The 23,862-nt window shown below is 66.4% G+C and carries 25 protein-coding genes; 10 read left to right on the top strand and 15 right to left on the bottom strand.

Going from position 1 to position 23,862, the window contains the following annotated elements; translation table 11 throughout:
- Positions 1-3: 3 nt before the first annotated feature.
- Both VIR62_RS07505 and VIR62_RS07500 read right to left on the bottom strand, forming a co-directional pair.
- Positions 4-405, bottom strand: a complete 402-nt coding sequence (locus VIR62_RS07505; RefSeq protein WP_431870055.1) for a dihydroneopterin aldolase — start codon at positions 403-405, stop codon at positions 4-6.
- Positions 402-1,163 carry an SDR family NAD(P)-dependent oxidoreductase gene (locus VIR62_RS07500; RefSeq protein WP_431870053.1) on the bottom strand — a complete coding sequence of 254 codons (762 nt, stop codon included), beginning with the start codon at positions 1,161-1,163 and terminating at the stop codon, positions 402-404. The genes VIR62_RS07505 and VIR62_RS07500 overlap by 4 nt, the downstream gene beginning before the upstream one ends.
- A 73-nt stretch (positions 1,164-1,236) precedes the next feature.
- Here VIR62_RS07500 and VIR62_RS07495 point away from each other — a divergent pair, with 73 nt between their 5' ends.
- Genes VIR62_RS07495 through VIR62_RS07485 form a run of 3 tightly spaced genes read left to right on the top strand, consistent with a single transcriptional unit; the run spans position 1,237 to position 3,616 of the window.
- On the top strand, positions 1,237-1,803 hold the full coding sequence (locus VIR62_RS07495; RefSeq protein WP_431870051.1) for a DUF1285 domain-containing protein: 567 nt from the start codon (positions 1,237-1,239) through the stop codon (positions 1,801-1,803).
- Positions 1,800-2,402 carry a CoA pyrophosphatase gene (locus tag VIR62_RS07490; protein WP_431870049.1) on the top strand — a complete coding sequence of 201 codons (603 nt, stop codon included), beginning with the start codon at positions 1,800-1,802 and terminating at the stop codon, positions 2,400-2,402. The genes VIR62_RS07495 and VIR62_RS07490 overlap by 4 nt, the downstream gene beginning before the upstream one ends.
- Positions 2,403-2,437: 35 nt before the next feature.
- Positions 2,438-3,616 (top strand): CCA tRNA nucleotidyltransferase, encoded by a 1,179-nt coding sequence (locus VIR62_RS07485; protein ID WP_431870130.1) that lies wholly within the window; start codon positions 2,438-2,440, stop codon positions 3,614-3,616.
- Here the strand turns inward: VIR62_RS07485 and VIR62_RS07480 are convergent.
- From VIR62_RS07480 to VIR62_RS07470, 3 genes are all read right to left on the bottom strand, one after another.
- Positions 3,592-5,364 carry a putative bifunctional diguanylate cyclase/phosphodiesterase gene (locus tag VIR62_RS07480; RefSeq protein ID WP_431870047.1) on the bottom strand — a complete coding sequence of 591 codons (1,773 nt, stop codon included), beginning with the start codon at positions 5,362-5,364 and terminating at the stop codon, positions 3,592-3,594. The genes VIR62_RS07485 and VIR62_RS07480 overlap by 25 nt on opposite strands.
- A gap of 97 nt (positions 5,365-5,461) precedes the next feature.
- The gene (gene parC / locus VIR62_RS07475; RefSeq protein ID WP_431870046.1) at positions 5,462-7,708 is read right to left on the bottom strand and encodes a DNA topoisomerase IV subunit A; all 2,247 of its coding nucleotides are present in this window, start codon (positions 7,706-7,708) and stop codon (positions 5,462-5,464) included.
- Between the two features lie 306 nt (positions 7,709-8,014).
- Positions 8,015-8,947, bottom strand: coding sequence for a LysR substrate-binding domain-containing protein (locus VIR62_RS07470; protein WP_431870044.1), 933 nt, complete (start codon positions 8,945-8,947; stop codon positions 8,015-8,017).
- A gap of 122 nt (positions 8,948-9,069) precedes the next feature.
- Between VIR62_RS07470 and VIR62_RS07465 the strand changes: the two genes are divergently transcribed.
- Both VIR62_RS07465 and VIR62_RS07460 read left to right on the top strand, forming a co-directional pair.
- Positions 9,070-9,228 (top strand): hypothetical protein, encoded by a 159-nt coding sequence (locus VIR62_RS07465; RefSeq protein ID WP_431870042.1) that lies wholly within the window; start codon positions 9,070-9,072, stop codon positions 9,226-9,228.
- A 45-nt stretch (positions 9,229-9,273) separates the two neighbouring features.
- The gene (locus tag VIR62_RS07460) at positions 9,274-9,456 is read left to right on the top strand and encodes a hypothetical protein (protein ID WP_431870041.1); all 183 of its coding nucleotides are present in this window, start codon (positions 9,274-9,276) and stop codon (positions 9,454-9,456) included.
- Positions 9,457-9,531: 75 nt separating this feature from the next.
- Here the strand turns inward: VIR62_RS07460 and VIR62_RS07455 are convergent, their stop codons facing one another.
- Positions 9,532-9,981, bottom strand: a complete 450-nt coding sequence (locus VIR62_RS07455; RefSeq protein WP_431870039.1) for a hypothetical protein — start codon at positions 9,979-9,981, stop codon at positions 9,532-9,534.
- A gap of 91 nt (positions 9,982-10,072) precedes the next feature.
- On the opposite strand from VIR62_RS07455, the gene VIR62_RS07450 reads away from it, so the two are divergent.
- From VIR62_RS07450 to VIR62_RS07435, 4 genes are all read left to right on the top strand, one after another.
- Complete coding sequence (locus tag VIR62_RS07450) at positions 10,073-11,008, top strand: alpha/beta hydrolase (protein WP_431870037.1); 936 nt, start codon at positions 10,073-10,075, stop codon at positions 11,006-11,008.
- A 76-nt stretch (positions 11,009-11,084) separates the two neighbouring features.
- Complete coding sequence (gene kynU / locus VIR62_RS07445; protein WP_431870035.1) at positions 11,085-12,317, top strand: kynureninase; 1,233 nt, start codon at positions 11,085-11,087, stop codon at positions 12,315-12,317.
- 101 nt (positions 12,318-12,418) lie between these two features.
- Positions 12,419-13,198 carry a phosphoribosylaminoimidazolesuccinocarboxamide synthase gene (gene purC / locus VIR62_RS07440; protein ID WP_431870033.1) on the top strand — a complete coding sequence of 260 codons (780 nt, stop codon included), beginning with the start codon at positions 12,419-12,421 and terminating at the stop codon, positions 13,196-13,198.
- Between the two features lie 7 nt (positions 13,199-13,205).
- Complete coding sequence (locus tag VIR62_RS07435; protein ID WP_431870031.1) at positions 13,206-13,724, top strand: GNAT family N-acetyltransferase; 519 nt, start codon at positions 13,206-13,208, stop codon at positions 13,722-13,724.
- Between the two features lie 59 nt (positions 13,725-13,783).
- Here VIR62_RS07435 and VIR62_RS07430 read toward each other — a convergent pair whose 3' ends face one another.
- From VIR62_RS07430 to argC, 9 genes are all read right to left on the bottom strand, one after another.
- Positions 13,784-14,731, bottom strand: a complete 948-nt coding sequence (locus VIR62_RS07430) for a M23 family metallopeptidase (protein WP_431870029.1) — start codon at positions 14,729-14,731, stop codon at positions 13,784-13,786.
- A 134-nt stretch (positions 14,732-14,865) separates the two neighbouring features.
- Positions 14,866-15,669, bottom strand: a complete 804-nt coding sequence (locus VIR62_RS07425) for a ferritin-like domain-containing protein (RefSeq protein WP_431870027.1) — start codon at positions 15,667-15,669, stop codon at positions 14,866-14,868.
- A 5-nt stretch (positions 15,670-15,674) separates the two neighbouring features.
- On the bottom strand, positions 15,675-16,628 hold the full coding sequence (gene dmeF, locus VIR62_RS07420) for a CDF family Co(II)/Ni(II) efflux transporter DmeF (RefSeq protein ID WP_431870025.1): 954 nt from the start codon (positions 16,626-16,628) through the stop codon (positions 15,675-15,677).
- Positions 16,629-16,684: 56 nt separating this feature from the next.
- Positions 16,685-17,920, bottom strand: a complete 1,236-nt coding sequence (locus VIR62_RS07415) for an argininosuccinate synthase (protein WP_431870023.1) — start codon at positions 17,918-17,920, stop codon at positions 16,685-16,687.
- Positions 17,917-18,393 carry an arginine repressor gene (argR, locus tag VIR62_RS07410; protein ID WP_431870021.1) on the bottom strand — a complete coding sequence of 159 codons (477 nt, stop codon included), beginning with the start codon at positions 18,391-18,393 and terminating at the stop codon, positions 17,917-17,919. Before argR ends, VIR62_RS07415 begins: the two co-directional genes overlap by 4 nt.
- Positions 18,390-19,268: an ornithine carbamoyltransferase gene (gene argF / locus VIR62_RS07405; RefSeq protein WP_431870019.1), complete on the bottom strand. Its 879-nt coding sequence runs from the start codon at positions 19,266-19,268 to the stop codon at positions 18,390-18,392. The genes argR and argF overlap by 4 nt, the downstream gene beginning before the upstream one ends.
- The gene (gene argB / locus VIR62_RS07400) at positions 19,265-20,179 is read right to left on the bottom strand and encodes an acetylglutamate kinase (RefSeq protein ID WP_431870018.1); all 915 of its coding nucleotides are present in this window, start codon (positions 20,177-20,179) and stop codon (positions 19,265-19,267) included. Before argB ends, argF begins: the two co-directional genes overlap by 4 nt.
- Positions 20,176-21,336: a bifunctional glutamate N-acetyltransferase/amino-acid acetyltransferase ArgJ gene (argJ, locus tag VIR62_RS07395; protein WP_431870016.1), complete on the bottom strand. Its 1,161-nt coding sequence runs from the start codon at positions 21,334-21,336 to the stop codon at positions 20,176-20,178. The genes argB and argJ overlap by 4 nt, the downstream gene beginning before the upstream one ends.
- Positions 21,333-22,349 (bottom strand): N-acetyl-gamma-glutamyl-phosphate reductase, encoded by a 1,017-nt coding sequence (argC, locus tag VIR62_RS07390; RefSeq protein WP_431870014.1) that lies wholly within the window; start codon positions 22,347-22,349, stop codon positions 21,333-21,335. The genes argJ and argC overlap by 4 nt, the downstream gene beginning before the upstream one ends.
- A gap of 112 nt (positions 22,350-22,461) precedes the next feature.
- Here argC and VIR62_RS07385 point away from each other — a divergent pair, with 112 nt between their 5' ends.
- Positions 22,462-23,838 (top strand): M20/M25/M40 family metallo-hydrolase, encoded by a 1,377-nt coding sequence (locus VIR62_RS07385; protein WP_431870012.1) that lies wholly within the window; start codon positions 22,462-22,464, stop codon positions 23,836-23,838.
- Positions 23,839-23,862: the final 24 nt, after the last annotated feature.

The following is a 23,862-nucleotide window of genomic DNA, read 5'->3' as shown; positions in this document are numbered from 1 at the left end:
ACGCTAGAAGGAGGAAAGCTCGACGCCGACGCCGGCGCAGTCGGCATAGATGTCGGGCTTGCGCGTCGAGACGCGGAGCCCGGTCACCCCGCGCCGAGCGGCGACGACGTCGTAGATCGTCCGTGCCAGCGTTTCCTGCAGGTTGAACCGCCGCCCTTCGACAAGACGCCCGATTTCTGTGCGAAGGAAATCGTAATTCCAGGCGGCCGCTTCGTCATCCTCGGCGGCGAAGGAGGCTTCGTCGACCCATACTTCGACGGTGACGAACAGCCGCTGCGGCGTCCCTATCTCGAAATCGTGGAAGCCGATATCGACGGGAAGGCAATAATCCTCGAGGACGATCTTCCTGGCCTTCGGCGCTAGGCGATCGGGGACGAGACCCTCAAGAGTGGCGACGTTGCTCATTTTTCGGTCTCCAGAAACTGCACGTCCCGCGGCAGCGCCAGGAATCGCTGGCCGCCATCGAGGGTAATCGTCTGCCCCGTCAAGGTCGGAGTCGCGACGATGAAGCGCAAGGCGGCGACGATCTCGTCCACATCGACGCCGCGTCCAAGCGCGTTGAGGCCATGCACCTGATCGAAATTGGCCCGGCTTTGCGGACCCGACACCAGGGTCACGGACGGCGCGATGCCGCAGACCCTTATCCCCCGTTCTGCATAAGCGCGGGCGAGCAGTTCGGTGAGGCCGGCGAAGCCCATCTTGGAGAGGGTGTAGGTGAAGAAGTCCGGATTGGGCTGCGACAGCTTGGCGTCAAGCAGGTTGACGATGAGCCCGGCCCCCTGGACCCTCGCCGCGAAAGCCCGCGAGAGCAGTGCCGGCGCGCGAAGGTTCACCTTGTGGTGGGCCTCCCATCCCTCCGGCGTGAAGTCGTCGACGCTGTCGTAGACGAAGCGCGAGGCGTTGTTGACGAGCAGTCTCGTCGGGGGCAGCCCGTCCAGCCCCGCCATGATTTCGTCCGCGGCGGCCGGGTCCGCCAGATCGGCGATGACGACCGCAGCATGGCCGAGCTCGGCCGCCAGCGCTCGCGCCTCTGCACCCGATCGGTGGCAATGAATAAGGATATGCCAGCCGTCGTCGGAAAGGGCGCGCGCGATCGCTGCGCCGATGCGCTTCGCGCCCCCCGTGACGATGGCCGTGCGCGGCCCCTCGAATCCCGCGATCATGGGCGCGCGATAAGGCGGCAGGCGGCGCGCGGCAAGCTTTGCGCTCGACCCGTCGATCGCCTAATCCCCTGCCATGTCCGCACGTGTCACCACCGATCTCGCCGCGCTGTCGCTCGCCGATATCGCCCGGCTGGCGGAGGAGCGGAGGCTGCCCCCCGTGGAAAGCTGGAACCCGGGCCATTGCGGCCATAGCGGCATGCGGATCGCCCGCGACGGCACCTGGTTCCACGAAGGCCGGCCGATCGGCCGCCCGGCGATGGTTCAGCTTTTCTCGACCATATTGAGGCGCGAGGCCGGCGGTGGCCATGTCCTTGTGACGCCGGTCGAGAAGCTGGACATAGATGTCGAAGACGCGCCTTTCCTCGCTGTGGAACTGAAATCGGGAGGCGCGGGACGGGAACGCAGCCTCGCTTTCCGTCTCAACACGGACGAGGTGTTGCTGGCGGGACCTGGCCACCGTCTTCGCTTCGAGAGTCAGGAGGACGGCCCCCATCCCTATCTGGAGGTGCGCGGCGGGCTAGATGCGCTGGTGGTGCGCCCTGTTTATTACGAGCTCGCCAACCTCGCGCTCGACGAAGGCGCCGACCCTCCTGGCCTGTGGAGCGGGGGTCTGTTCTTTCCTATGGATGCGCGGTCATGAATCTCACCCACAGGCTGCGCGAAGCACTGGAGCTGGGGCACCGCCGCACACCGGTACTGATCGAGGGCGACCCGCACGACCCGCTCGTCGCCCCCCACGCCAGGACGACACCGGCCGCGGTGCTGATGCCGGTCGTTGATCGATCCGAGCCGACCGTGATCCTGACCGTTCGCGCCGATACGGTCACACGCCATGCCGGCCAGATCGCCTTCCCCGGCGGCCGCATCGACCCTGACGACGCCGACGCGGTGGCGGCCGCCCTGCGGGAGGCGAAGGAGGAGATCGGGCTCGCGCCGTCGGAAGTGGAGGTGATCGGCACGACCGACCGCTACCGCACCATCACGGGCTATCAGGTGACCCCGGTGGTCGGCATCGTGCCGCCCGGCCTCCACCTTGTGCCCCAGCCGTCGGAGGTCGCCGCGATCTTCGAGGCGCCGCTGGACTATCTGCTCCGCCCGGAGCATCAGCTGGTCCGCACCGCCCAGTATCAGGGACGGGAGCGAAGCTATTTCGAGATCGAATGGGAGGGGCGCCGTATATGGGGGGCGACGGCGGCGATGATCGTGAACCTCAGCCGTCGGCTCGCGGTGATCGCGTGAAGCTTCCACGAGCGGACTGGCAGAAGCGACAGGGGATGGTGCCGCTGCTCCGCGCGCTCGGCGCGGCCGAAGGCGAGACACGCTTCGTCGGCGGGTGCGTGCGCGACACGCTCCTGGGCATCGATGTCAGCGATATCGACCTCGCCACCCGTCTCGAGCCCGGCGCGGTGATTGAACGCCTGAAGCGCGCGCATATCAAGGCCGTGCCGACCGGAATCGCGCATGGCACGGTCACGGCCGTCCTGCAGGGCGGCCCCGTCGAGGTGACCACGCTTCGCCGCGACGTCTCCACCGACGGCCGCCGTGCGACCATCGCCTATACCGACGACTGGCTTGAGGATGCCGCCCGCCGCGACTTTACGATCAACGCCCTGTCGGCCGACCCGGAAACCCTTGCCATCTACGACTATTTCGGCGGGGAAGCCGATCTCGCCGACCGAAAGGTGCGGTTCATCGGCGATCCGCTGGTGCGGATAGCCGAGGACCATCTGCGGATTCTCCGCTTCTTCCGCTTCCACGCGCGGTTCGGCAGGGGCGATCCCGACGCCGCCGCGCTGGAGGCCTGCGCCGATCGCGCGAACGACCTGATGGCGCTGTCGCGAGAGCGCATCGCTGACGAGCTTCTGAAGCTGCTCGCCCTCTCCTCGCCGCATCCGACCGTGGCGCTGATGGTCGAGCGCGGCATCCTTCGTGCGGTCCTTCCCGAAATCGGAGACGAAGGGGTCCGACGGCTGGGTGATCTCATCGTCAGGGAGCAGGCGGCGAACGCCGCGCCCGAGCCGATCCGCCGCCTCGCCGCCCTGCTCCCCGCCGACCCCGACCTGGCGGCTGCGGTGGCGGCCCGGCTGCGGCTGTCGAAACGCGCCACCAGACGGCTGGTCTCGGCGGCGGCACGAGAACCGAAGGAGAGCGGCGACCCCAGGGCGCTCGCCTATCGGATCGGGCGCGCCGAGGCGACGGATCGCCTTCTGCTGCAGGATGACACGGACGATCCGGCCACCCGCCTGGATATCCTGAGAGAATGGCAGCGGCCACATTTCCCGCTCACGGGAGGCGACCTCATCGCCATGGGATTGCGGCCGGGGCCGGTCGTGGCGAAGACGCTGCAAGCGATCGAGCGCCAGTGGATCGAGGACGGGTTCCCCTCCGATGCCGACGCGATTCGACGCGTCGCCTGGAAGCACGTGGGTCAGGCGTCCCGCGACAGCCAGTAATCGAGCGCCGCGTCGGGGCCTAGCGGCCGAGCGAAGAAGAAACCTTGGCCGAAGGTGCAGCCGAGCTCGGTCAGCGCCTCCGCCAGCTCTTCGGTCTCGACCCCTTCGGCGGTCGTCTTGAGGCCGAGGGCATCGGCGAGCGACAGGACGGCACGGATGATCGCCACCGAATCCCGGTCCTTCAGCATCTCGGTGACGAAGCTCCGGTCGATCTTGAGCACGTCGATCGGCAGGCGCTGGAGATAGGAAAGAGACGTGTAGCCGGTCCCGAAATCGTCCATCGCCACCTTGGCGTCGAGCGCCTTCAGCGCCTCCAGAACCTTCGTCGCGCGCTGCGGATCCTGGACGATGGCGCTTTCGGTCAGCTCGAGCGTCAGCCTGTCGCCGCGAAGGCCGCTGTTCCTCAGCGCGCTTTCGACGGCCGATGGCACGTCGTCGCGGGCGATCTGGATCGCGGAAAGATTGACCCCGATGGAGAGCGGCAGCGCCTTTCCGATCTTGCGATCCCATCCGCCGAGCGTCTGCGCCGCGGCGTTCAGCGCCCAGCGGCCGAGCGAGACGATCAGCCCCGATTCCTCGGCGACGGGAATGAATTCGGTGGGAGAGATCGATCCGCGCTCTTCATGGTCCCAGCGGGCGAGCGCCTCGAAGCCCGCTACCTTGCCCGAAGCGAGATCGATCAGCGGCTGGAAATCGAGCCTCAGCTCGTCACCCTCGATCGCCCGCCGGAGTTCCGTTTCGATGCTGAAGCGACGGCGCGCGGCCCTGGCCTGATTGGGTTCGTAAACCTGCGTGCCCATCACCTGCTTCGCGCGCTTCAGCGCGAACTGGGCGTTGCGAAGCACCTCTTCGGCGACCTCGACTCCACCGGCGAGGAGCGCGACCCCGATCGAGCAGTCGACCCGGATTTCCAGCTCCGAGAGCCGGAAGGGCGAGGCGAGCACGGCGCGGATGCGGTCGGCGAGCTGGAGGGCGTCGTCGAGGCTCTTGCCGAGCCGCATCAGGATCGCGAACTCGTCGCCCCCGGTCCGGGCGAGGATGTCGCCGGCCCTGAGCGCCGAAAAGAGGCGTCGAGCGAAGGTGATCAAGAGCTCGTCGCCGGCGATCGCACCCATGCATTCGTTGATCCGGCTGAAGCGGGTCATGTCGATGACGAGGACGGCGTGGCTCGCCTCCCGGAAACCCGGCGCCTCCAGTATCGCCTCGACCTTCTCGTTGAAGCCGAGGCGATTGGGCAGGCCGGTCAGGCTGTCGCGCAGCATCTCCGCGCGCAGGCTCTTTTCCGTTTCGACCTGGGCGGTCTTGTCGATCAGCGAGACGAGGCAGCGCTTCGTCGACAGCGGGGTCGGCTTCAGCCGCGCCAGCCGGACGGTGAAATGTCGACCTCCGATCGCTTGGCCATCATGTCCCTCGAACTGGCGCGCTTTCTCCTCACCCTTGAGAAAAGCGTTCAGCGCCTTGCCGATCGTTCCAGATTCCAGGAAGGCGACCTGGCTCACCCATTTGCCCTCATGGCCGTTCCAGTCGGTGAGCTGGCGGAAATTCTCGTTGGCCATGTCGATATAAGGATCGCCGCCCGCGCTGATGCAGATGACGGCGGCGGCGATGGGCAGGGCGTCGAGATAATCCTGCCGCGCTCGCTCTATCACTTCCTCCGCGACCGACAGGCGCGGCTCCGCGGGCGCCTCCCGGGCAGGGGACGCTACGACCTTCAGTCTGTTCCGCCCTCGCGACGATGCAGCATGCATCCGGCCGCCATAGGCGAGAGCCGTTAATTCTTGATTGCGCATTGCTTTATGAGCGACCGGCACCAGCCCGCAGGTGCCGTATCCACGAAGGCGAGCCCTAACCGAACCGGTTATCGCGGGGGAAACCGACCGGCGGCATACGCCCAGCCGCACCCCGCGCCGCGCGCCATGCCGACAGGTCGCCTTCCGTGCGCGTACGGCCGCTGGCGCCGCCCATGCCCCAGCTCAGGCCCTCGGCAAAGACGAAGGTGATCGCGTCCGAGAGACCGCCGTCGCGATAGCGTTGCAGCTGGACCCCCTGTCCGCGCGCCATTTCGGGAAGCTCGGAAAGGGGAAAGACGACCATCTTGCGATTCTCGCCGATCGCCACGACGTAATCGTCCCCTGTCGCGACCGGGCGCACGACGGCGAGGCGGGCGCCTGCGCGCACGTTCACCACCTGCTTGCCCTTGCGAGTCTCGGCGACGGCACCGGCGGTCGAGGTGATGAAGCCGCGCCCGTCCGAAGAGGCGAGCAGCAGCTTGGAGGCGGACGTCGCCGGGAGCAGGGCGACGATGTCTCCCTCGCCCTCCAGATCGATCATCAGGCGTACCGGCTCACCGAAGCCACGCCCGCCGGGAAGCTTGTCCGCCGCCAGGGTGTAGAAGCGACCGTTCTGCGCCGCGAGCAGCAGCTTGTCGGTTGTCTGGGCATGGAAGAAGAAACGGGGACCGTCTCCTTCCTTGAACTTCATCGCCTCGGGATTGGCGAGATCGACATGGCCTTTCATAGCCCGGATCCAGCCGCGCTGCGACATGATGACGGTGATCGGCTCGCGCTCGATCATCGCTTCCAGGGGGATTTCGCGCGCCGGGCCGGCTTCCTCGATTCGCGTGCGGCGGCGGCCAAGCTCGGTTTCCGGTCCGTAGCGGTCGCGAAGCGCCGCCAGGTCCTTCTTGAGGCGGTTGCGCTGGCGGGAAGGCGACTCGATCAGCTTCTCAAGCTCGGCCCGTTCCTTGAGGAGCTTGTCCCGCTCGCTCCTGATCTGCATTTCCTCCAGCTTGCGCAAGCTACGCAGCCGCATGTTGAGGATCGCTTCGGCCTGGCGGTCGGAAAGGTTGAATTCCACCATCATGACCGGCTTCGGCTCGTCCTCCTCACGGATGATACGGATGACGCGGTCGAGGTTGAGGAAGGCGACCAGATAGCCGTCGAGCAGTTCGACCCGGTCGGTGATCTTCTCGACGCGGTGCGTGGAGCGCCGCACCAGCACCTCGATCTGATGGGCGAGCCAAGCCGTCAGCACTTCCTTGAGGCTCATCACGCGCGGCGTGCGGCTGGCGTCGAGCACGTTCAGGTTGAGCGACACGCGCGTCTCGAGGTCCGTCAGCCGGAACAGGCTGTCCATCAGCATTTGCGGCTCGACCGTGCGGCTCCTCGGCTCCAGCACGATGCGGATCGCCTCGTCCGATTCGTCGCGGACGTCGGCGAGGATCGGCAATTTCTTCTCGGCGATCAGCGCCGCGATCTGCTCGATCAGCTTGCCCTTCTGCACCTGGAACGGGATTTCGAAGATGACGGCCGTCCAGGTGCCGCGCCCCTGATCCTCGGTCTCCCATTTCGCGCGGACCCGAAAGGCGCCCTTGCCGGTCGCATAGGCATGGGCGATCGCCTCCGGCCCGTCGACGATGACGCCGCCGGTGGGGAAATCCGGCCCGGCGACAAAGTCCATCAGCGCCGAATCCTCGGCCTTGGGATTGTCGATGAGATGCGTCGCCGCGTCGATCACCTCGGCGACATTGTGCGGCGGGATGGAGGTCGCCATGCCCACCGCGATGCCGCTGGCGCCGTTGGCAAGCAGGTTCGGGAACAGGCCCGGAAAGACCTCCGGCTCCTCCTCCTCGCCATTATAAGTGGGGCGGTAATCGACCGTGCCTTCGTCGAGCCCGGCCATCAGATCGTTCGCCGCCGCCGTCAGCCGCGCCTCGGTATAGCGCATGGCCGCGGCGTTATCGCCATCGACATTGCCGAAATTACCCTGCCCGTCGACCAGCGGATAGCGGAGGGAAAAGGGCTGGGCGAGGCGGACCATTGCGTCGTAAATCGACTGGTCGCCATGCGGGTGATATTTGCCCATCACGTCGCCGACCACGCGCGCGCACTTCTTGTACCCCGCCGCCGGATCAAGCCTCAGCAGCCGCATTCCCCACAGCAGCCGCCGATGGACCGGCTTCAGCCCGTCGCGCACATCGGGCAGCGAGCGCGCGGTGATCGTGGAGAGCGCATAGACGAGATAGCGCTGGGAAAGGGCATCATCGAAAGGGGCGTCGACGATCTGATCGAAGGGGTCTTCTAGGTCAGGCATAGGAGCGCGATAGCAGCCGGCCGAGGCTCTGCAAAGTTTACGAAAGTCATGCGAAACAGCCTAGAAAATCCTTTGTTTTCAGTGAGACGGCGAATTGTAGTAAGCGCGAGATTCGTCGGTCCCGAACAAACGTTGCACATTCGACCGGTTGTAGGAAAATGCTTTTCGCGGCCGCGACGTTGAAGGCACTGTTCGCGCGAGCGAGGAAGCGGACGAGGAGGTTCGAACAAGCCCGCCAAGCCCGTTCGCCCCTCGACAACGCTCGGGACGAACGAAGGCTTCTCGACTTGCTCTCCAGAGACCTGGTCAAGACATCCCCTGATCGGGCGGCGGCGCATTGGCGGCGAGTTGCTTGAGGTCGCGCGCCACCTCGGCCAGCAGCCAGTCGCGGAAATGCTTGATCTTGGGGACCAGCCGGCGATGCTCGGCATAGACCAGCCAATAACCCCAGCCGCGTGACGAGACCTGGCCGAATGGACGCACCAGCCGCCCTTCCGCGATGTCGTTGCGCCAGAAGAAGGGGGTCAGCATCGCCATCCCTTGTCCCGCCATGGCGGCGAAACCCTCATGCGCCTGATAGCCCAGGCGCACGCCCGGCTTGGGCGGCCGCTCCGGCACGTCCACCCCGGCCTCACGCAGCCAGTGCGCCCACCACGGATCCTGCGGCCCGATCTGGGGGATGTCGAGCAGATCCTTCGGCTTTAGCGAGTCGCCATGGCGTTCGAGGAATTCCGGGCTGCACATGGGGGTGAAGTCGACCCGGAACAGCAGCTCGGAGGCCAGGCCAGGCCAGTCGCCCTGCCCCGTGCGCACGCCGACATCCACTTCGGAGCCGGCGAAATCCACGACCGCATCGTCAGTCAGCATCCGGACCGCCATTTCCGGATTGGTCATCTGGAAGGCGCCCAGCCGCCAGGCGAACCAGGTGTTGGCGAAAGTGTAGGAGGTGGTGATGGTCAGCGTCCCCTCGTCCTCCGCCCTGAGCGCCGAGAAGGCGGCGTCGAGCACGTCGAAGGCGCGCGACACGTCGCCCGAGGCGCGGCGGCCGGCGTCGGTCAGCATCACCTTCTTCTTCTCGCGCCGGAAGAGACCGACGCCAAGTCGTTCTTCCAACAAGCGAATTTGATAACTGACCGCCGCCTGGGTCATGCCGAGCTCGGCGGCCGCCCTGGTGAAATTCTCGTGGCGCGCGGCGGCCTCGAACACCCGAACGGCCGGCAGGGAAGGGATGTGACGCATGCCGAGACTAATAAGCTCTCCTTATCAAATCTGTCGAGCCTTTAGTTGGCGCTGGAGGCGCGGTTCCTCCATCTAACCAGCGTGCCCGGAACTACCGGCACGGACCAGGAAGGAGCCAGACAATGCACGAGCCGTTCGATACCCAAGCCTGGGCCGATCATGGCCATGAGCTCAGCGCCGCCCTGCACCAGCTCTTCGTAAAGATCGGAGAGCCGTTTCGGAAACTGAGCGACATCGAATTCGATGCGCCCTGGCAGAAGTCGTCGTCGACCGGCCGTTGAGGCCGATCGCCGGATAGTCTCTGCTCTGAATCAAGGAGAATCGAGATGAACAGGATCAATGCCGAGTTCGCCGGCCTCGCTCTCCTGGCCGCGATCCTCAGCGTGGCGGGCACCGTCGCTTCGACGGGGGCTCCGCTCTACGCCACCACCTTCCAAACGGAGGTCGGCTACACGGCGTCCACGCCCCAGGGCGCCGACACCCTCAAGGTCCGCTACGGATTGTCCTGACGTGGAACCCGCGAGGCCAAGGTCGACCAACCGCCGAGCGAGCGCCGTTCCGCCCCCCCAACGGCGCTCGCTCCCTTATTCAGCCTCTCCGGCAAACAGGTCTTGAGGCAGGCGCACGCCTTCGCGCTCGTCGTCCCAGATGACGTGCATGATCCACCAGCGGCTGCCGTCGTCGAACATGTGGATCATGTTCATGCCGCGCTTCAGCAGCCGCCCGCCCTCAGGCCGGTCATAGGCTTCGTACGCGGAGAATAACTGCGCGATGTTGCCGAAGCGCACGGTGCGCCGGGCAATTTCATATTCGTAGAAATCCATAGCGGCCAGCAGCGGCGCCGTCGCCTCGCGATAGCCATCGACCGAGAAGGAAAAGGCGACCGGTCGCCCCTCCTCGTCGAGCCGGGTGCGGACCAGCCGCGCGTCGGGATGGAACAGCGGCTTCGCCCCCTCCCAATCCTGCCCGCCGGCGGGGCCGGAGATGGTGGCGTAAAATGCCGCGATAAGCTGATCGATGTCGTGAAAATCCAAGGCTTCGCTCCCCTCGCATGATTGACCCGCAGCCATAACCGATTTGCGGGCGGCGCGCGCGCCGGTTATCGCCTCGGCGGGGAGGAACGCCGTGCCGCCATTCGCCTATTCGCTTGCGCTTGGCGCCACGCTGGCGCTAGCCGCCTGCTCGATGAGCCAGACGTCCTCCCACTCCCTGATGGAATGGCCCGACCTTCTCGAGCGCCCCCAGCCGAAAGAGGACGCGACGATCCACTATGGCGACGATCCCTATCAGGTGGTTGACCTGTGGCTGCCCGAGGGCAAGGGCCCGCATCCGACGGTGCTGATGGTCCATGGCGGATGCTGGACGACCGAGGTCGCCGACCGGACGATCATGAACTGGATCGCCGACGATTTGAGGAAGCGCGGCATCGCCGTCTGGAATATCGACTATCGCGGCGTGGACCGGCCGGGTGGCGGTTATCCCGGCACTTTCCTCGACGCCGCCGCCGCGGCCGATGCGCTGGCCGCGAACGCCAGTCGCTACAATCTGGACACCTCGCCGCTCGTCGCCACCGGTCATTCGGCCGGCGGGCACCTGGCGCTGTGGCTGGCCGGACGGCCCCGCCTTCCCGAGGACAGCCCCCTTCGCAACGGCAGTCCCATCAAGATCGACGCGGTGGTGAGCCTCGGCGGCCTTCCTGATCTCGTGGAAGCCGCGCGGCCTCCGGGGAGCGGCTGCGGCACCGAAGTAGTCGAACAGCTGACGGGGGGCCGTTTCGAGGATACGTCCGTGCCCAACCTCGCGCCACTGGGGGTGGATCAGGTGTTGATCAACGGACTCAAGGACCGGATCATTCCCACCGCTTATGCCGAAGGCTATGCAGCGCCGATGCGGGCCGCGGGCGACGACGTGAAAGTGCGGATGATCGACGACACCGGCCATGTCGAGCTGGTTGCGCCGGAGACGCAGGCCTGGGCAGTCGCGGTCGAGGAGATCGAGAAGGCGCTGCTCCATCGTCATTCCCGCGAAAGCCGGGATCCAGGCACACGGGGCTCGGATTGATGCACCGGGTTACTCGCTCCATGGCCGAGTTCCTGGGTCCCGGCTTTCGCCGGGATGACGGGAAGGGGCGGACGCGATGATTTCCCTCGAACAGGCCCGCGCGATGGACGCCGCCGACCCCCTGCGCGCATGCCACGAGCGCTTCGTCCTACCCGAAGGCCTCATCTACCTCGACGGCAACTCGCTCGGCGCGCTTCCCAAGGCGGCTATCGGGCGCAAGCGCGAGGTGATCGAGCGGGAATGGGGCGCTTCGCTCATCCGGAGCTGGAACGACCATGGCTGGATCGACGCGCCGCAGCGGGTCGGCGCCAGGATCGCGCCGCTGATCGGGGCGAAGCCGCACGAGGTGATCGTCGCCGATTCCGTTTCGGTGAACCTGTTCAAGCTGATCACGGCCGCCGCGGCGCTCTCGCCGGAACGGCCGGTGCTGCTGTCGGAGCGGGGCAATTTCCACACCGACCTCCACGTCGCCAGCGGCGCGGCCGAGCTGATGCCGAACCTCAGGCTGGAGACGGTCGATCGGACCCGCATCGACGAGGCGCTCGGGCCCAACACGAACCTCCTCCTGCTGACGCATGTCCACTATAAGAGCGGTGACCGCTTCGACATGGCCGCCGTCACCCGACGAGCCAAGGCGGCGGGCGCGCCGACCCTCTGGGACCTCAGCCACAGCGTCGGCGCCGTGCCGGTCGACCTCAATGGGGCCGGAGCCGAGCTGGCGGTCGGCTGCGGCTATAAATATCTGAACGGCGGACCCGGCGCGCCAGCCTTCCTCTATGTCGCCGAGCATCTGCAGGAACGGCTCATCCCCTATCTGCGCGGCTGGATGGGCCATGCCGCCCCCTTTGCCTTCACCGACGATTACCAGCCCGCCCCCGGCATCTCCCGCTTCCTTGCCGGCACCCCGCCGATGCTGAGCCTGCTGGCGCTGGAGAGTGGAGTCGAGAGCTTCGATGGGGTCGGCATGGACGCGATCTGGGCCAAGTCGGTCGCCCTATTCGATCTCTTCGCCGCGCTAGTCGAGGAGCGCTGCGCCGGTCATGGCCTCGAATGCATCAGCCCCACGGACCCCGAGAAGCGGGGCAGCCACATCTCCTACCGTCACCCCCATGCCTTCGAAATCTGCCAGGCGCTGATCGAGGCGGAGGTTATCGGCGACTTCCGCGCCCCCGACGTGGTCCGCTTCGGCCTGACGCCGCTCTATCTCGGCTGTGAGGATATCTGGACAGCCGTCGATCGCCTAGTGGACATCCTCGAAAGCGGCCGCTGGCGCGAGCCCCGGTTCGCCGTCAGGGGCAAGGTCACCTGATTGCGCCGCTAGGCGGCATACTCTATAGGTTCCCCCATCCGCCTCGGCCGCGCCCATGACCGCGCCACCGGGGCCTTTGTCTTTTCCGGAGCATCAAGTCCATGTCCCGCCGCCGCCAGATCTACGAAGGCAAGGCCAAGATCCTCTATGAGGGTCCGGAGCCCGGCACGCTCATCCAGTATTTCAAGGACGACGCGACCGCCTTCAACGCCCAGAAAAAGGGCACGATCGCCGGCAAGGGGGTGCTCAACAACCGCATTTCCGAGCATATCTTCACCCTGCTCGCCGGGATCGGCATTCCGACCCACTTCATCCGCCGCCTCAACATGCGCGAGCAGCTGATCCGCCAGGTCGAGATCGTGCCGATCGAGGTGGTGGTCCGCAACGTGGCGGCGGGGACGCTCTCCAAGCGGCTCGGCATCGAAGAGGGCACGCAGCTCCCCCGCACGATCATCGAATATTATTACAAGGACGATGCGCTGGGCGATCCGCTGATCGCCGACGAGCACATCGCCTGCTTCGGCTGGGCCACCCAGGAAGAGATGAACGACATCGCCGACATGGCGGTGCGCGTGAACGATTTCATGTGCGGCCTGTTCGCGGCGATCGGCATCCGCCTCGTCGACTTCAAGCTCGAATTCGGCCGCATCTGGGAAAACGAGTATAGCCGCGTCATCCTGGCGGACGAGATCAGCCCCGACGGCTGCCGCCTGTGGGACATGACGACGAACGAGAAGCTCGACAAGGACCGCTTCCGCCGCGACCTCGGCGGCGAGGCCGAAGCCTATCAGGAAGTGGCGCGGCGACTCGGTCTGCTGCCGGAAGGCGAGGCCAACAGCGTGCTCGATCTCGAAAAGCACCGGCAAAAACGGGGGAAGTAACCCCGACATGAGCGAACATGACGTCTTGATACGCCTCGCGTTGCCGGACGACGCGGCGGCGGTCACGGCGGTTTTGCGGGCAAGCTATCCGGACCTGATGGCGGAGGCCTATGATCCCGAGCTTTTGGCGCTGATGCTGCCGACTATAACTCGGGCGAATCCGGCGCTGTTGGCGTCCGGAACCTATTATCTCGCCGAGGCGGAGGGAGAGCCGGTCGCCTGCGGCGGCTGGGCCCGCGAAATGCCGGGCAGCCTGAAGGTCGAGCCCGGCATCGGCCATCTCCGCCATTTCGCGACCCGCGCAGGCTGGACCGGCCGCGGCATCGGCCGGCTGATCTACGACCGCTGCGAGTCGCAGGCGCGGGCGGCGGGTGTTTCAATCCTGGAGTGCTTCTCCAGCCGCAATGCCGAGCCCTTCTATGCCTCGCTCGGCTTCCACACGATCGGCGAGATCGATGTGCCGATGAGCAACGGCATGACGTTCCCCAGCATCCATATGCGGCGGGAAATAATCGACGACGTCTAATAGAAAAGGCCCGCCGGCCTTTCGACCGACGGGCCCGTCCTCTCCAAACTTGAAGAGACTTACTTGGTGGCGCCTTCCTGCGGGCCGCCCATGGCGACCCGGGTGGCCGCGGCGGCGCGGCGCTGGACGGCGAGGAGATAGTCGTTCGACTGCATGAAGGGGATCGGGTTCACGGCCTTGCCGTCGATGCGAACCTCATAGTGGAGATGGCTGCCGGTCGAGCGCCCGGTCGAGCCCATCAGGCCGATCACGTCGCCGCGCTTCACGCGCTGGCCTTCCGCGACGAGCCGCTTCGACATATGGCCGTAGCGGGTCTCTATGCCGCGGCCGTGGCTCAACTCGACGAGGTTGCCGTAGCCGCCGCCATTATACTCGGAGCGGGCCACGATGCCGTCGGCCGTGGCGTAGATCTTGGTGCCGACCGGGCCGGCGAGATCGATGCCGGCATGCATGGCGGCGCGGCCGCGGAAGGGGTCGGAGCGGACGCCGAAGCCGCTGGTGAAGGCGGTGCCCTTGACGGGCTCGACGGATGGGATGGCGAGGGTGCTCTGTTCGACCTGGTCGAGCCTCTTCCAGGTGGTAAAGAGCTGTTTGAACTTGGGATCGGACGCGGTGCCGAGCGGCTCGACCGCCTCGAATGGACCACCGGTGCCCTGGAAGCGCTGCGGATCGAGACCGAGGTCGCGAAGCGCCTGCTCCGTCATCTGGTAGCGCTTGTCGGCCATCGCCTTGATCGCCTGCACGTCGGCCTGCATCGACTGGACCTGCTGCTCCATCCGAGCCACCTCGGCCGGATCGACCGTCCTGGCGGTGGCGAATTGCGCGGCGGCGAAAGCGGACCAGCCGATCAAGAAAAGGGCGGCCAACGCCGCCACCATCTGAACCGGAACGCCAACGCTGACGCGGCGCAGGCTTTTGCCGTCATGGAAGAAAATATCACGCGGTTTGAAAACGTTGCGGAACTTCAGAACCACTACGCCGTTCTTCGCCTGAACCAAATTTGTCATCACAATCCCCGCGACCAAAAAAGCGGTCGGCACGGCCACGCATTGTCGCGACCATGAAAACTCAAACATTGGACATTTCTGCCCGGCTTTCGCGTCAGGAAGTTGCCCACCCCGTGACGTGTGAGCGGAGACTGTTAAACATCTCTTGCCTCGGCAAGTCCTATGTAGAAATCGCGGGACAGACCGGCTTGGCCCCGCGCCGAGTCGTTGAACGGAGGCTTCAGCACCCCCCGGAAGTAGGTTTTCGTTAACCATCGCCAATGCCCGATCGGCTCAAATCCGCGGGATTCGCAGGCCTGTTTGAACCATCTCGTTCCGGCGCCGACATGGCGGATTTCGTCGCGATAGATGCGCCACAGGATCGCCGCCGAGCGACTGTCTCCCGCCGCTACGAATCGCTCGACCGTCGCCGGGGTCACGTCCAGCCCCCGGGCCTCCAGCACCATCGGCACGACGGCGAGGCGGGCGAGCGCGTCATGCGCCGTCGCCTCGGCCGCCTCCCAGAGGCCGTCATGGGCGGGAAGCGCGCCATAGGAGGCGCCGAGGCTCTTCAACCGCCGATCGAGCAGCGCGAAATGCATCGCCTCGTCGGCGCCTACGCCGAGCCAGTCGTCGACGAACTCCGCCGGAAAGTCCGCGCCGAAACGGCCCGCCATGTCGAAGGCGAGGTCGATGGCTCCGAACTCGATGTGGGCCAGGGCGTGAAGCATCGCGATCCGACCCCGCTCCGAGCCGCCCTTCCCGCGCTTCGGCATCCGGGAGGCCGGCAGCAGCTCAGGCCGTGGCGGACGGGCAGGCCGATCGGGCATTGCGACGTCGAAACCATGCGCCAGACCACCCCGGCGCCAGGCACGCGCGACGCCGCGAGCCAGCCGCACCTTGGTATAGGGATCGCCGGCGAGAAGCACTGCGCGCGCGGCCTGGGCGACGCTCGACATGGGCCTCAGCGGCAGTCGCGGCCGGCGCAGCGATGGACCTCGATCGACAGGTGGACGACGGTCTCGAGATCGGCGAGGCGCCGATGATATTCGGCGACCTCGAGCGGTTTGTCGGCGACCAGGCAGATGATGCCGGCATGAGCGCCGGGGGCGATGCGCCAGACGTGCAGGTCCGTGACCCGCGCGTCGCCGTCCGCCTCGATCCGCCGCCGCGCTTCGTCGGCGAGGCGGAGGTCAGAGCGGTCGAGAAGGATGGCGCCCGTGTCGCGCATCAGTCCCCATGACCAGCGCAGGATCACCAACGCCCCGATGATCCCGACCGCCGCATCCATCCAGACCCAGCCGAGATGACGGCCCGCCAGCAGGGCGACGATGGCAAGGACGGACGTCAGCGCATCAGCGAGCACATGGAAATAGGCGGATCGCAGATTGTGGTCATGATGATGGTGCTCGTCGTCGCCATGGCCATGGTGATGGCCGTCGGACAGCAGCCAGGCCGAGACGAGATTGACCATCAGGCCCAGCACGGCCACCACGGTGGCCTCGGCAAAGGCGACGCCGCGCGGTTCGATCAGCCGCTGGATCGATTCGACGGCGATGCCGACGGCAAAGACGGCGAGCAGCAGCGCCGATCCGAAGCCGGCGAGATCGCCGACCTTTCCGGTCCCGAAGGCAAAGGCCGGATCGTGCGCCCGCCGCCTCGCAAAGGCATAGGCGCCGGCGGCCACCGCCAGTGCACCGGCATGCGTCGCCATGTGGAACCCGTCGGCGAGCAGCGCCATCGATCCGGTGAGGTAGCCGGCGGCGATCTCGCCCACCATCATGATAGCGGTGAGCGCGACCACCCAGCGCGTCCGCCGCTCATTGGCCTGGTGCGAGGCGCCCAGATAGATGTGCTGGTGCCATTGCTCGGTGGCGGCTTCAGCGTGCAGCGACGAATTTCGAGGCGACGATCCCATCGGCAAGTCCATAGAAGAAAAGGACGAAGCTATCCATCGCCGCTCTTCATCGGCCCTTACGCGATGTCAGTGTCAAGCTTCCGGCGCCGGGCCTCGATCCGCAGCCGCAGCGCGTTGAGGCGGATGAAGCCGGCGGCGTCGCGCTGGTCGTAGCCGCCCGTCCCTTCCTCGAAGGTGACGAGATCCTGGTCATAGAGCGACAGCGGACTCTCCCGGCCGATCACCGCGGCGTTGCCCTTGTAAAGCTTCATTCGGACGGTGCCGCTCACATGCTCCTGGCTCTTGTCGATCAGCGCCTGCAGCATCTCGCGCTCCGGCGAGAACCAGAAGCCGTTGTAGATCAGCTTCGCATAACGCGGCATGATCTCGTCCTTCAAATGCATCGCCCCGCCGTCGAGCGTGATCGATTCGATACCGCGATGGGCCGCGAGCAGAATCGTGCCGCCCGGCGTCTCGTAAACACCGCGCGACTTCATGCCGACGAAGCGGTTCTCGACCAGGTCGAGGCGGCCGATGCCGTTGTCGTGGCCGAGCTGGTTGAGCCGGGCAAGCAGGCTCGCCGGTGACATCTTTTTGCCGTCGATGGCGACGGGATCGCCCCGCTCGAACGCAATCTCGATCACCGTAGGTTTGTCAGGCGCGTCCTCGGGCGCGATCGTCCGCTGATGGACATATTCGGGCGCCTCGACAGCCGGGTCCTCCAGCACCTTTCCTTCGGACGACGAATGCAGAAGGTTCGCATCGACCGAAAAGGGCGCGTCGCCACGCTTGTCCTTGGCGATGGGGATCTGGTGCGCCTCGGCGAAGGCCAGGAGCTGCTCGCGGCTGGCGAAATCCCATTCGCGCCACGGGGCGACGACGCGGATATCGGGCTCCAGCGCATAATAGCCGAGCTCGAAGCGGACCTGGTCGTTGCCCTTGCCCGTCGCGCCATGACAGACGGCGTCCGCCCCAACTTTGCGGGCGATCTCGATCTGCTTTTTGGCGATCAGCGGCCGCGCGATCGACGTGCCGAGCAGATACTGGCCCTCATAGATCGTGTTCGCTCGGAACATCGGGAAAACATAGTCGCGCACGAACTCCTCGCGCAGGTCCTCGATGAAGATGTTCCCGGGCCTGATGCCGAGCAATTCGGCCTTGCGGCGCGCGGGCTCCACCTCCTCGCCCTGGCCGAGGTCGGCGGTGAAGGTGACGACCTCCGCGCCATATTCGGTCTGAAGCCATTTCAATATGATCGAGGTGTCGAGCCCGCCCGAATAAGCGAGCACGACCTTCTTCGGCTTGGAGGTCATTTGGGTTCCTGCGAGAGCGAGAGGGTGCGGAAGCGACGGGCGACGGCGTCCGGATTGGCGCCGTTCCGGAGCGCGAGGAAGAGCGTGTCGTCGCCGCAGATCGTGCCGACGACCTCGGGCAAGTTCGCCTGGTCGAGGGCGAGGCCGACGAGATGGGCGGAGCCGGGCGGCGTCTTCATGACGATGAGGTTCCCGGCCGCCTCGACCGACTGCACCCAGTCGGCGAGGATGCGCTGTAGCCGCGAGGCGGCCCAGTCATTGTCGGCCATCTGGTCGGGCAGCGCATAGCCGAGCACGCCGCCGCGCTTGACCTTGACGGCGCCCATCTGGTCGAGGTCGCGCGAGACGGTCGCCTGGGTGACGGCTATGCCCTGTTCCGCGAGCTTCGCCGTCACATCTTCCTGGCTAGAGACGGTGCCCGAGCGGATCATCTCCGCGATCAGCTTCTGCCGACGCGCGCGAGTGTCCGTCATATGCCTTCTCCCATCATCCAGGCCATGGCGCCGCGCGCGGTGTGCATGCGATTTTCCGCCTGCCGCCAGACGGCACTCTTCGGTCCGTCCATGACGGCGTCGGTGACTTCTTCCCCGCGGCGCGCGGGAAGGCAATGGAGGAACCAGGCGTCGTCGGTCAGGGCCATCAGGCTCGCATTCACCTGATAATCCGCGAGCGCCGTGCGCCGCGCCTCGGTCTCGGCATCCTGTCCCATCGATACCCACACATCGGTGTAGATGAAGCGGGCGCCCTTCGCCGCTTCGGCGGGATCGGCGGTCTGCCCGATGCCGAGCCGATCGGCCTCCACTGACGCGAAGCCATAGCCTTCCGGACTCGCCACGGCGAGCTCCACGCCCAGCGTCGCGCAGCCTTCGGCCAGCGAGCGGCAGACATTGTTCGCATCCCCAATCCAGGCGACCTTCACACCGTCGAGCGTCCCGGCGAGCTGCCGCACCGTGAGCAAATCGGCCAGGGCCTGGAGCGGGTGGTCGCTGTCCGACAGCATGTTGAGAACGGGGGTCTCGACCGCCGCCGCCATCCGCTCCAGCAGCTCATGATCGGCAACCCGCGCGGCGATGATCGAATGATAGCAAGCGAGCGTGCGCGCGACGTCCTCGGCGCTCTCGCGAGTGCCGAGGCCGACCTCCTCCTTCTGGATGTAAACGGGGTGCCCGCCTAATTGCACGGTCGCCATCTCCATCGAATTGCGGGTGCGGGCGCTCGGTTTCTGGAAAACCAGCGCGACGCCCTTGCCGGCGAGCGGACGGCCAGGATCGGCACGCGTCGACAGATCGAGGATCGCGTTCAGCCCCCCGGAGTCGAGATCGGCGATGGTGAGGATGTCGCGGGTCACCAGTCGGCCTCCTTCCTGATCATGGTGCCGATGCCCTCGTCGGTCAGGAGCTCGATCAGCAGCGCGTGCGCCACCCGCCCGTCGATGATGTGGGCATAGCCGACGCCGCCCTCCACCGCGTCGGCGCAGGCGCGAAGCTTGGGGATCATGCCCGCGCTGACGCTGTCATGCGCGATCCTGTCGCGAAGTTCGGCGGAGGTGAGACGCGGCACGAGACTGGAAGGATCGTTCACGTCCTCGAGCAGACCGGCGGCGGCGGTGAGGTAGATGATCTTCTCCGCCTTCATCGCCACCGCGATCGCCATCGCGGCCTCGTCGGCGTTGATATTGTAGGGCTGACCCGAGGCATCGGCGCCGACCGTCGAGACGACCGGCGTCAGGCCGTCGTCGAGCAGCTTGTGGAGGAGGCCCGCCCGCACGCTCGCGACGTCGCCGACGAAGCCGAGCGCCGGATCGCGCGGGCGAGTGGTGAGGAGACCGCCATCCTCGCCCGACACGCCGACCGCCACCGGCTCGTCCAGCGCCTCGCGGTTGATGGTGGCGACGAGGTCGCGATTGACCTTGCCGACCAGCACCATGCGGACGATCTCAAGCGTCTCCTCGTCGGTGACGCGGAGGCCGTCGCGGAATTCGGGTGCCTTGCCCATCCTCTCCATCACCCCATTCACCTGCGGACCGCCGCCATGGACGACGACGCAGCGCACGCCCACGCTCCTCAGCAGCAGCACGTCCTGCGCCAGCGCCCGGTCCAGGGCCTTGTCGATCGCCGCGCCGCCCAGCTTCACGATGACGGACTTGCCGGCGAAGCGGCGGATATAGGGCAGCGCCTCGACGAGGATGCGGGCGGTCTGCGAAGGCGTGAGCTCGTGAGCCGCGTCTGTTCCCGGCTTTTGACCGTCGGTGACCATCATGAAGTCACCGAATTCTCTTTGATGTAGCCGGGACCGAGATCGATCCCGATGACCTGCGCCGCGCCCGTGCCGAGGCCGAGCGCCACTTCGATGTCGATCCGCTCCTCCTTCATGTGCGCGGCGACGGCGGCCTCGTCATGCGCGAGCGGCGCGCCGGCCCTCGATACCATGATGCCGCCATAGGAGACGGCCGCCTTGTCCGGGTCGAAGTCGATCCCCGCCGAGCCGGCGACGGCGAGGAGCCGGCCCCAATAGGGATCGGAGCCGTACCAGGAGCATTTGACGAGATTATTCTCGGCGATTGACTTGGCGGCCGTCCGCGCCTCGGCGTCGCTCAACGCGCCGGTGACGCGCAGCGTCACCATCTTGGTCACGCCTTCGGCATCGCGCGCCATCTGCCAGGTGAGGTCCTCGCAGACCTTGTGCACGGCGCCTGCGAACTCCGCCCTGTCCGGCCGCCCCGCTCGGCCATTGGCGAGCAGGATCACCGTGTCGTTGGTCGAGGTCGCGCCGTCGACGTTCAGCGTGTTGAAGGTCCGGTCGGCGGCATCGCGGAGGATCGCCTGAAGCTCGTCCACCGGCACGTCGGCGTCGGTCGTCAGGAAAGCGAGCATCGTTGCCATGTTGGGCGCGATCATGCCGCAGCCCTTGGCCATGCCGCCCAATGTGAAGGTCGAGCCCTTCATCACCGCTTCCTTCGGCACGTGATCGGTGGTGAGGATGCCTTTGGCGGCGTCTTCCGAGCCCTGGACGGAAAGCTTCTTCGCCAGCTTGGGCACGGCCGGCAACACCTTGTCCATCGGCAGCGGTGTCCCGATGATTCCCGTCGAGCAGACGAGCACGTCGCCGCTCGCGCAGCCTATCGCCTCCGCCGTCGCCTCGCACATCGCGTCGGCATCGGCATAACCCTCGGGCCCCGTGCCGGCATTGGCATTACCGGAATTGACGATGATCGCCGCCGCGCGGCCGCCATTCTCGGCGAGCTTCTTGCGGCTCACGCCCACCGGTGGCGCGAAGAACTTGTTCTGCGTGAAGACGGCGGTCGCGGTGATGGGCCGGCCGTCGTCGGTCGCGATCATCGTCATGTCGTGGCGCCGCCGCTTGATGCCCGCATGAAGGCCGGACGCGACGAAGCCGGGGGCGGCGGTGACGCTCATGGGTAGACTCCACAGGTTGAGAGCCCCGCGCCTTCGTCGAGGCCGAGCATGAGGTTGGCGCACTGGACCATCTGCCCGGCCGCGCCCTTCACCAGATTGTCGAGCGCGGCGATGGCGAGCACCCGCCCGGTCCGCTCGTCATAGCGGGCGGTCAGCTGGACCGCGTTGGAGCCCAGCGTCCATTTGGTCGAAGGCGACCGCTCCGTCACATGGACGAAGGGCTCGTCGGCATAGGCGGCCCGCATGGTCTCCAGCGGGGCGCCGGCCGCCATCGACCCGGTCGCCGTGCCATAGCAAGTGGCAAGAATGCCCCGGTTCATCGGCGCCAGATGCGGCGTGAACAGCACCGTGGCGCCCAGCGCCGCTTCCATCTCGGCGGTATGCCGGTGCGAGATCAGACCATAGGCGGAGAGCGATTCCGAAACGCTGTTGAAGTGAGTCGATTCCTTGAGCCCCTTCCCCGCCCCGCTAACGCCCGAAACGGCATCGACAACGACGCTTGCCGGATCGATCAGCTCCGCATCCACCAACGGCTTCAGCGCCAGGATAGTCGCGGTCGGGTAGCAGCCGGCGGCCGCCACCGCCCTGGCGCCCCTGATGGCGTCCCTGTCGAGCTCTGGTATTCCATAGACGAAAGAGCCGAGCAGCTCTGGCGCCCGATGCCGCTCGCCATACCATTGCTTATAGGCGGCCGGGTCGCGGAGCCGGAAATCGGCGCCGAGATCGACTAATGGGATGCCCCGATCGAGAATGGCAGGCGCAAGGTCCTGCGACTGACCATGCGGGAGCGCCGCGAAGACGAGATCGACACCATCGAGCGCCGATTTCTCATAACGCTCGATCATTGCGCGTGGATAGGCCAGAGCGAGATGCGGATGCACTTCGCCGAGTGCCTGCCCGGCCTGGCTATCGCCGAATAGGCGCGCAGGCTGAAGCCGTGGATGCGACGCGCAAAGCCGCAGCAACTCCCCGCCCACAAAACCGGACGCCCCGAAGATGGCCACCTGAATCATGCGGATGCATATGTATAGTTATGCATATTTATGCAATACTATTTTATCGCACCCCTGTTGCGCGTCGTCGCAAAGCGCGCAACCATGTGCCCACCACGACAGGGAGGGTTTCATGTATCTGCGCTCCGTCTTGTTCAGCCTGTGCCTGGTCATCGCGGTGCCGGCCTCGGCGCAAAAGGTCGAAACGGCGGATGTCGCCCAGGTCAAGGAGATCCTGAAACGCTCCGTCGGCTTCCGGACGGTCGAGGGACAAGGTCAGGTGCCAGCCTATGCCGCCTATCTCGCCTCGGTGCTGAAGGAGGGAGGCTTCGCCGACAGCGAGATCACGATCACGCCGATGGGTGAAACTGCGACCCTCGTCGCCCGCTGGCCCGGGACGGGCAATGCCAAGCCGATCGTGCTGCTCGGCCATATGGACGTCGTCGCAGCCAAGGCGGAGGATTGGGAGCGCGATCCCTTCACGGCGGTCGAAGAGAATGGCTACGTCTTCGGCCGCGGCGCCGAGGACAATAAATACGACGTCAGCATGATGGTGGCGACGCTCGCCCAGATGCGGCGGGACGGCTTCAAGCCGGAGCGCACCCTCATCCTCGCCCTCACCGGTGACGAGGAAACCGAGATGGCGACCACCCGCGCCCTCGCCCAGCAGCTAAAGGGCGCAGAGATGGTGCTGAACGGCGACGGCGGCGGCGGGCTGCTCGGCCCGGACGGCCAGCCAGTCTTCTACGGCCTCCAGGGCGGAGAGAAGACCTATGCCGATTTCGAGATCGCCTTCACCAGCCCCGGCGGCCATTCCAGCGCGCCGACCGGCGACAACGCCATCCAGCACCTCGCCGCCGCGCTTCAGCGTGTCGGCGCCTATGATTTCCCGCCTCGCTCGAACGAGCTGACCCGCGCCTCGCTCATGGCGGCGAGCGAGCAGGTCGGCGGCGAGATGGGCGCGGCGATGGCGCGCTTCGCCAAGGACCCGGCCGACACCGCTGCGGCCGACCTCATCTCCACTCGGCCCGAATTCATCGGCCAAGTCCGCACCACTTGCGTTGCGACGATGGTGGATGCTGGGCACGCGCCCAACGCCCTGCCCCAGCGCGCCACCGCCAACGTCAACTGCCGCATCTTTCCCGGCGTGTCGGTGGAATCGGTGAAGGCGAAGCTCACCGAGCTGGTCGCCGACAAAGAGGCGCAAATCACCGTGCTAGGCGACCCCACCGGCAGCGACGCCTCGCCGCTTCGACCCGACGTAATGGCGGCCGTAACCAAGGCGGTGCACGCCCGCTATCCCGATGTTGCCGTCGTGCCGAGCATGTCGGCGGGCGCCACCGACAGCTATCATTTCCGCGCCGCCGGCGTGTCGAGCTACGGCGTGTCCAGCCTGTTCATCCGCGCCGAGGACAGCTTCGCCCACGGCCTCAACGAGCGCGTGCCGGTGGCGGGGATCGGACCTTCACTGGAGCATTGGCGCTCGCTGCTGAGGGATCTCGCTCAATAGCGCTGGCATAAGCGGGATTTGCGG

It is taken from the genome of Allosphingosinicella sp. (assembly GCF_036570505.1).
GTDB lineage: Bacteria > Pseudomonadota > Alphaproteobacteria > Sphingomonadales > Sphingomonadaceae > Allosphingosinicella.
The sequence above is the reverse complement of the archived record's forward strand: the minus strand, read 5'-3'. Positions and strand labels throughout refer to the sequence as shown.

Bases quoted from the DNA above. Each gene is read 5' to 3' on its own strand.
- VIR62_RS07505 (WP_431870055.1), bottom strand. From the start codon at position 405: ATGAGCAACGTCGCCACTCTTGAGGGTCTCGTCCCCGATCGCCTAGCG.
- VIR62_RS07500 (WP_431870053.1), bottom strand. From the start codon at position 1,163: ATGATCGCGGGATTCGAGGGGCCGCGCACGGCCATCGTCACGGGGGGC.
- VIR62_RS07495 (WP_431870051.1), top strand. From the start codon at position 1,237: ATGTCCGCACGTGTCACCACCGATCTCGCCGCGCTGTCGCTCGCCGAT.
- VIR62_RS07490 (WP_431870049.1), top strand. From the start codon at position 1,800: ATGAATCTCACCCACAGGCTGCGCGAAGCACTGGAGCTGGGGCACCGC.
- VIR62_RS07485 (WP_431870130.1), top strand. From the start codon at position 2,438: ATGGTGCCGCTGCTCCGCGCGCTCGGCGCGGCCGAAGGCGAGACACGC.
- VIR62_RS07480 (WP_431870047.1), bottom strand. From the start codon at position 5,364: ATGCATGCTGCATCGTCGCGAGGGCGGAACAGACTGAAGGTCGTAGCG.
- parC (WP_431870046.1), bottom strand. From the start codon at position 7,708: ATGCCTGACCTAGAAGACCCCTTCGATCAGATCGTCGACGCCCCTTTC.
- VIR62_RS07470 (WP_431870044.1), bottom strand. From the start codon at position 8,947: ATGCGTCACATCCCTTCCCTGCCGGCCGTTCGGGTGTTCGAGGCCGCC.
- VIR62_RS07465 (WP_431870042.1), top strand. From the start codon at position 9,070: ATGCACGAGCCGTTCGATACCCAAGCCTGGGCCGATCATGGCCATGAG.
- VIR62_RS07460 (WP_431870041.1), top strand. From the start codon at position 9,274: ATGAACAGGATCAATGCCGAGTTCGCCGGCCTCGCTCTCCTGGCCGCG.
- kynU (WP_431870035.1), top strand. From the start codon at position 11,085: ATGATTTCCCTCGAACAGGCCCGCGCGATGGACGCCGCCGACCCCCTG.
- purC (WP_431870033.1), top strand. From the start codon at position 12,419: ATGTCCCGCCGCCGCCAGATCTACGAAGGCAAGGCCAAGATCCTCTAT.
- VIR62_RS07435 (WP_431870031.1), top strand. From the start codon at position 13,206: ATGAGCGAACATGACGTCTTGATACGCCTCGCGTTGCCGGACGACGCG.
- VIR62_RS07430 (WP_431870029.1), bottom strand. From the start codon at position 14,731: ATGACAAATTTGGTTCAGGCGAAGAACGGCGTAGTGGTTCTGAAGTTC.
- VIR62_RS07425 (WP_431870027.1), bottom strand. From the start codon at position 15,669: ATGTCGAGCGTCGCCCAGGCCGCGCGCGCAGTGCTTCTCGCCGGCGAT.
- dmeF (WP_431870025.1), bottom strand. From the start codon at position 16,628: ATGGGATCGTCGCCTCGAAATTCGTCGCTGCACGCTGAAGCCGCCACC.
- VIR62_RS07415 (WP_431870023.1), bottom strand. From the start codon at position 17,920: ATGACCTCCAAGCCGAAGAAGGTCGTGCTCGCTTATTCGGGCGGGCTC.
- argR (WP_431870021.1), bottom strand. From the start codon at position 18,393: ATGACGGACACTCGCGCGCGTCGGCAGAAGCTGATCGCGGAGATGATC.
- argB (WP_431870018.1), bottom strand. From the start codon at position 20,179: ATGATGGTCACCGACGGTCAAAAGCCGGGAACAGACGCGGCTCACGAG.
- argJ (WP_431870016.1), bottom strand. From the start codon at position 21,336: ATGAGCGTCACCGCCGCCCCCGGCTTCGTCGCGTCCGGCCTTCATGCG.
- argC (WP_431870014.1), bottom strand. From the start codon at position 22,349: ATGATTCAGGTGGCCATCTTCGGGGCGTCCGGTTTTGTGGGCGGGGAG.
- VIR62_RS07385 (WP_431870012.1), top strand. From the start codon at position 22,462: ATGTATCTGCGCTCCGTCTTGTTCAGCCTGTGCCTGGTCATCGCGGTG.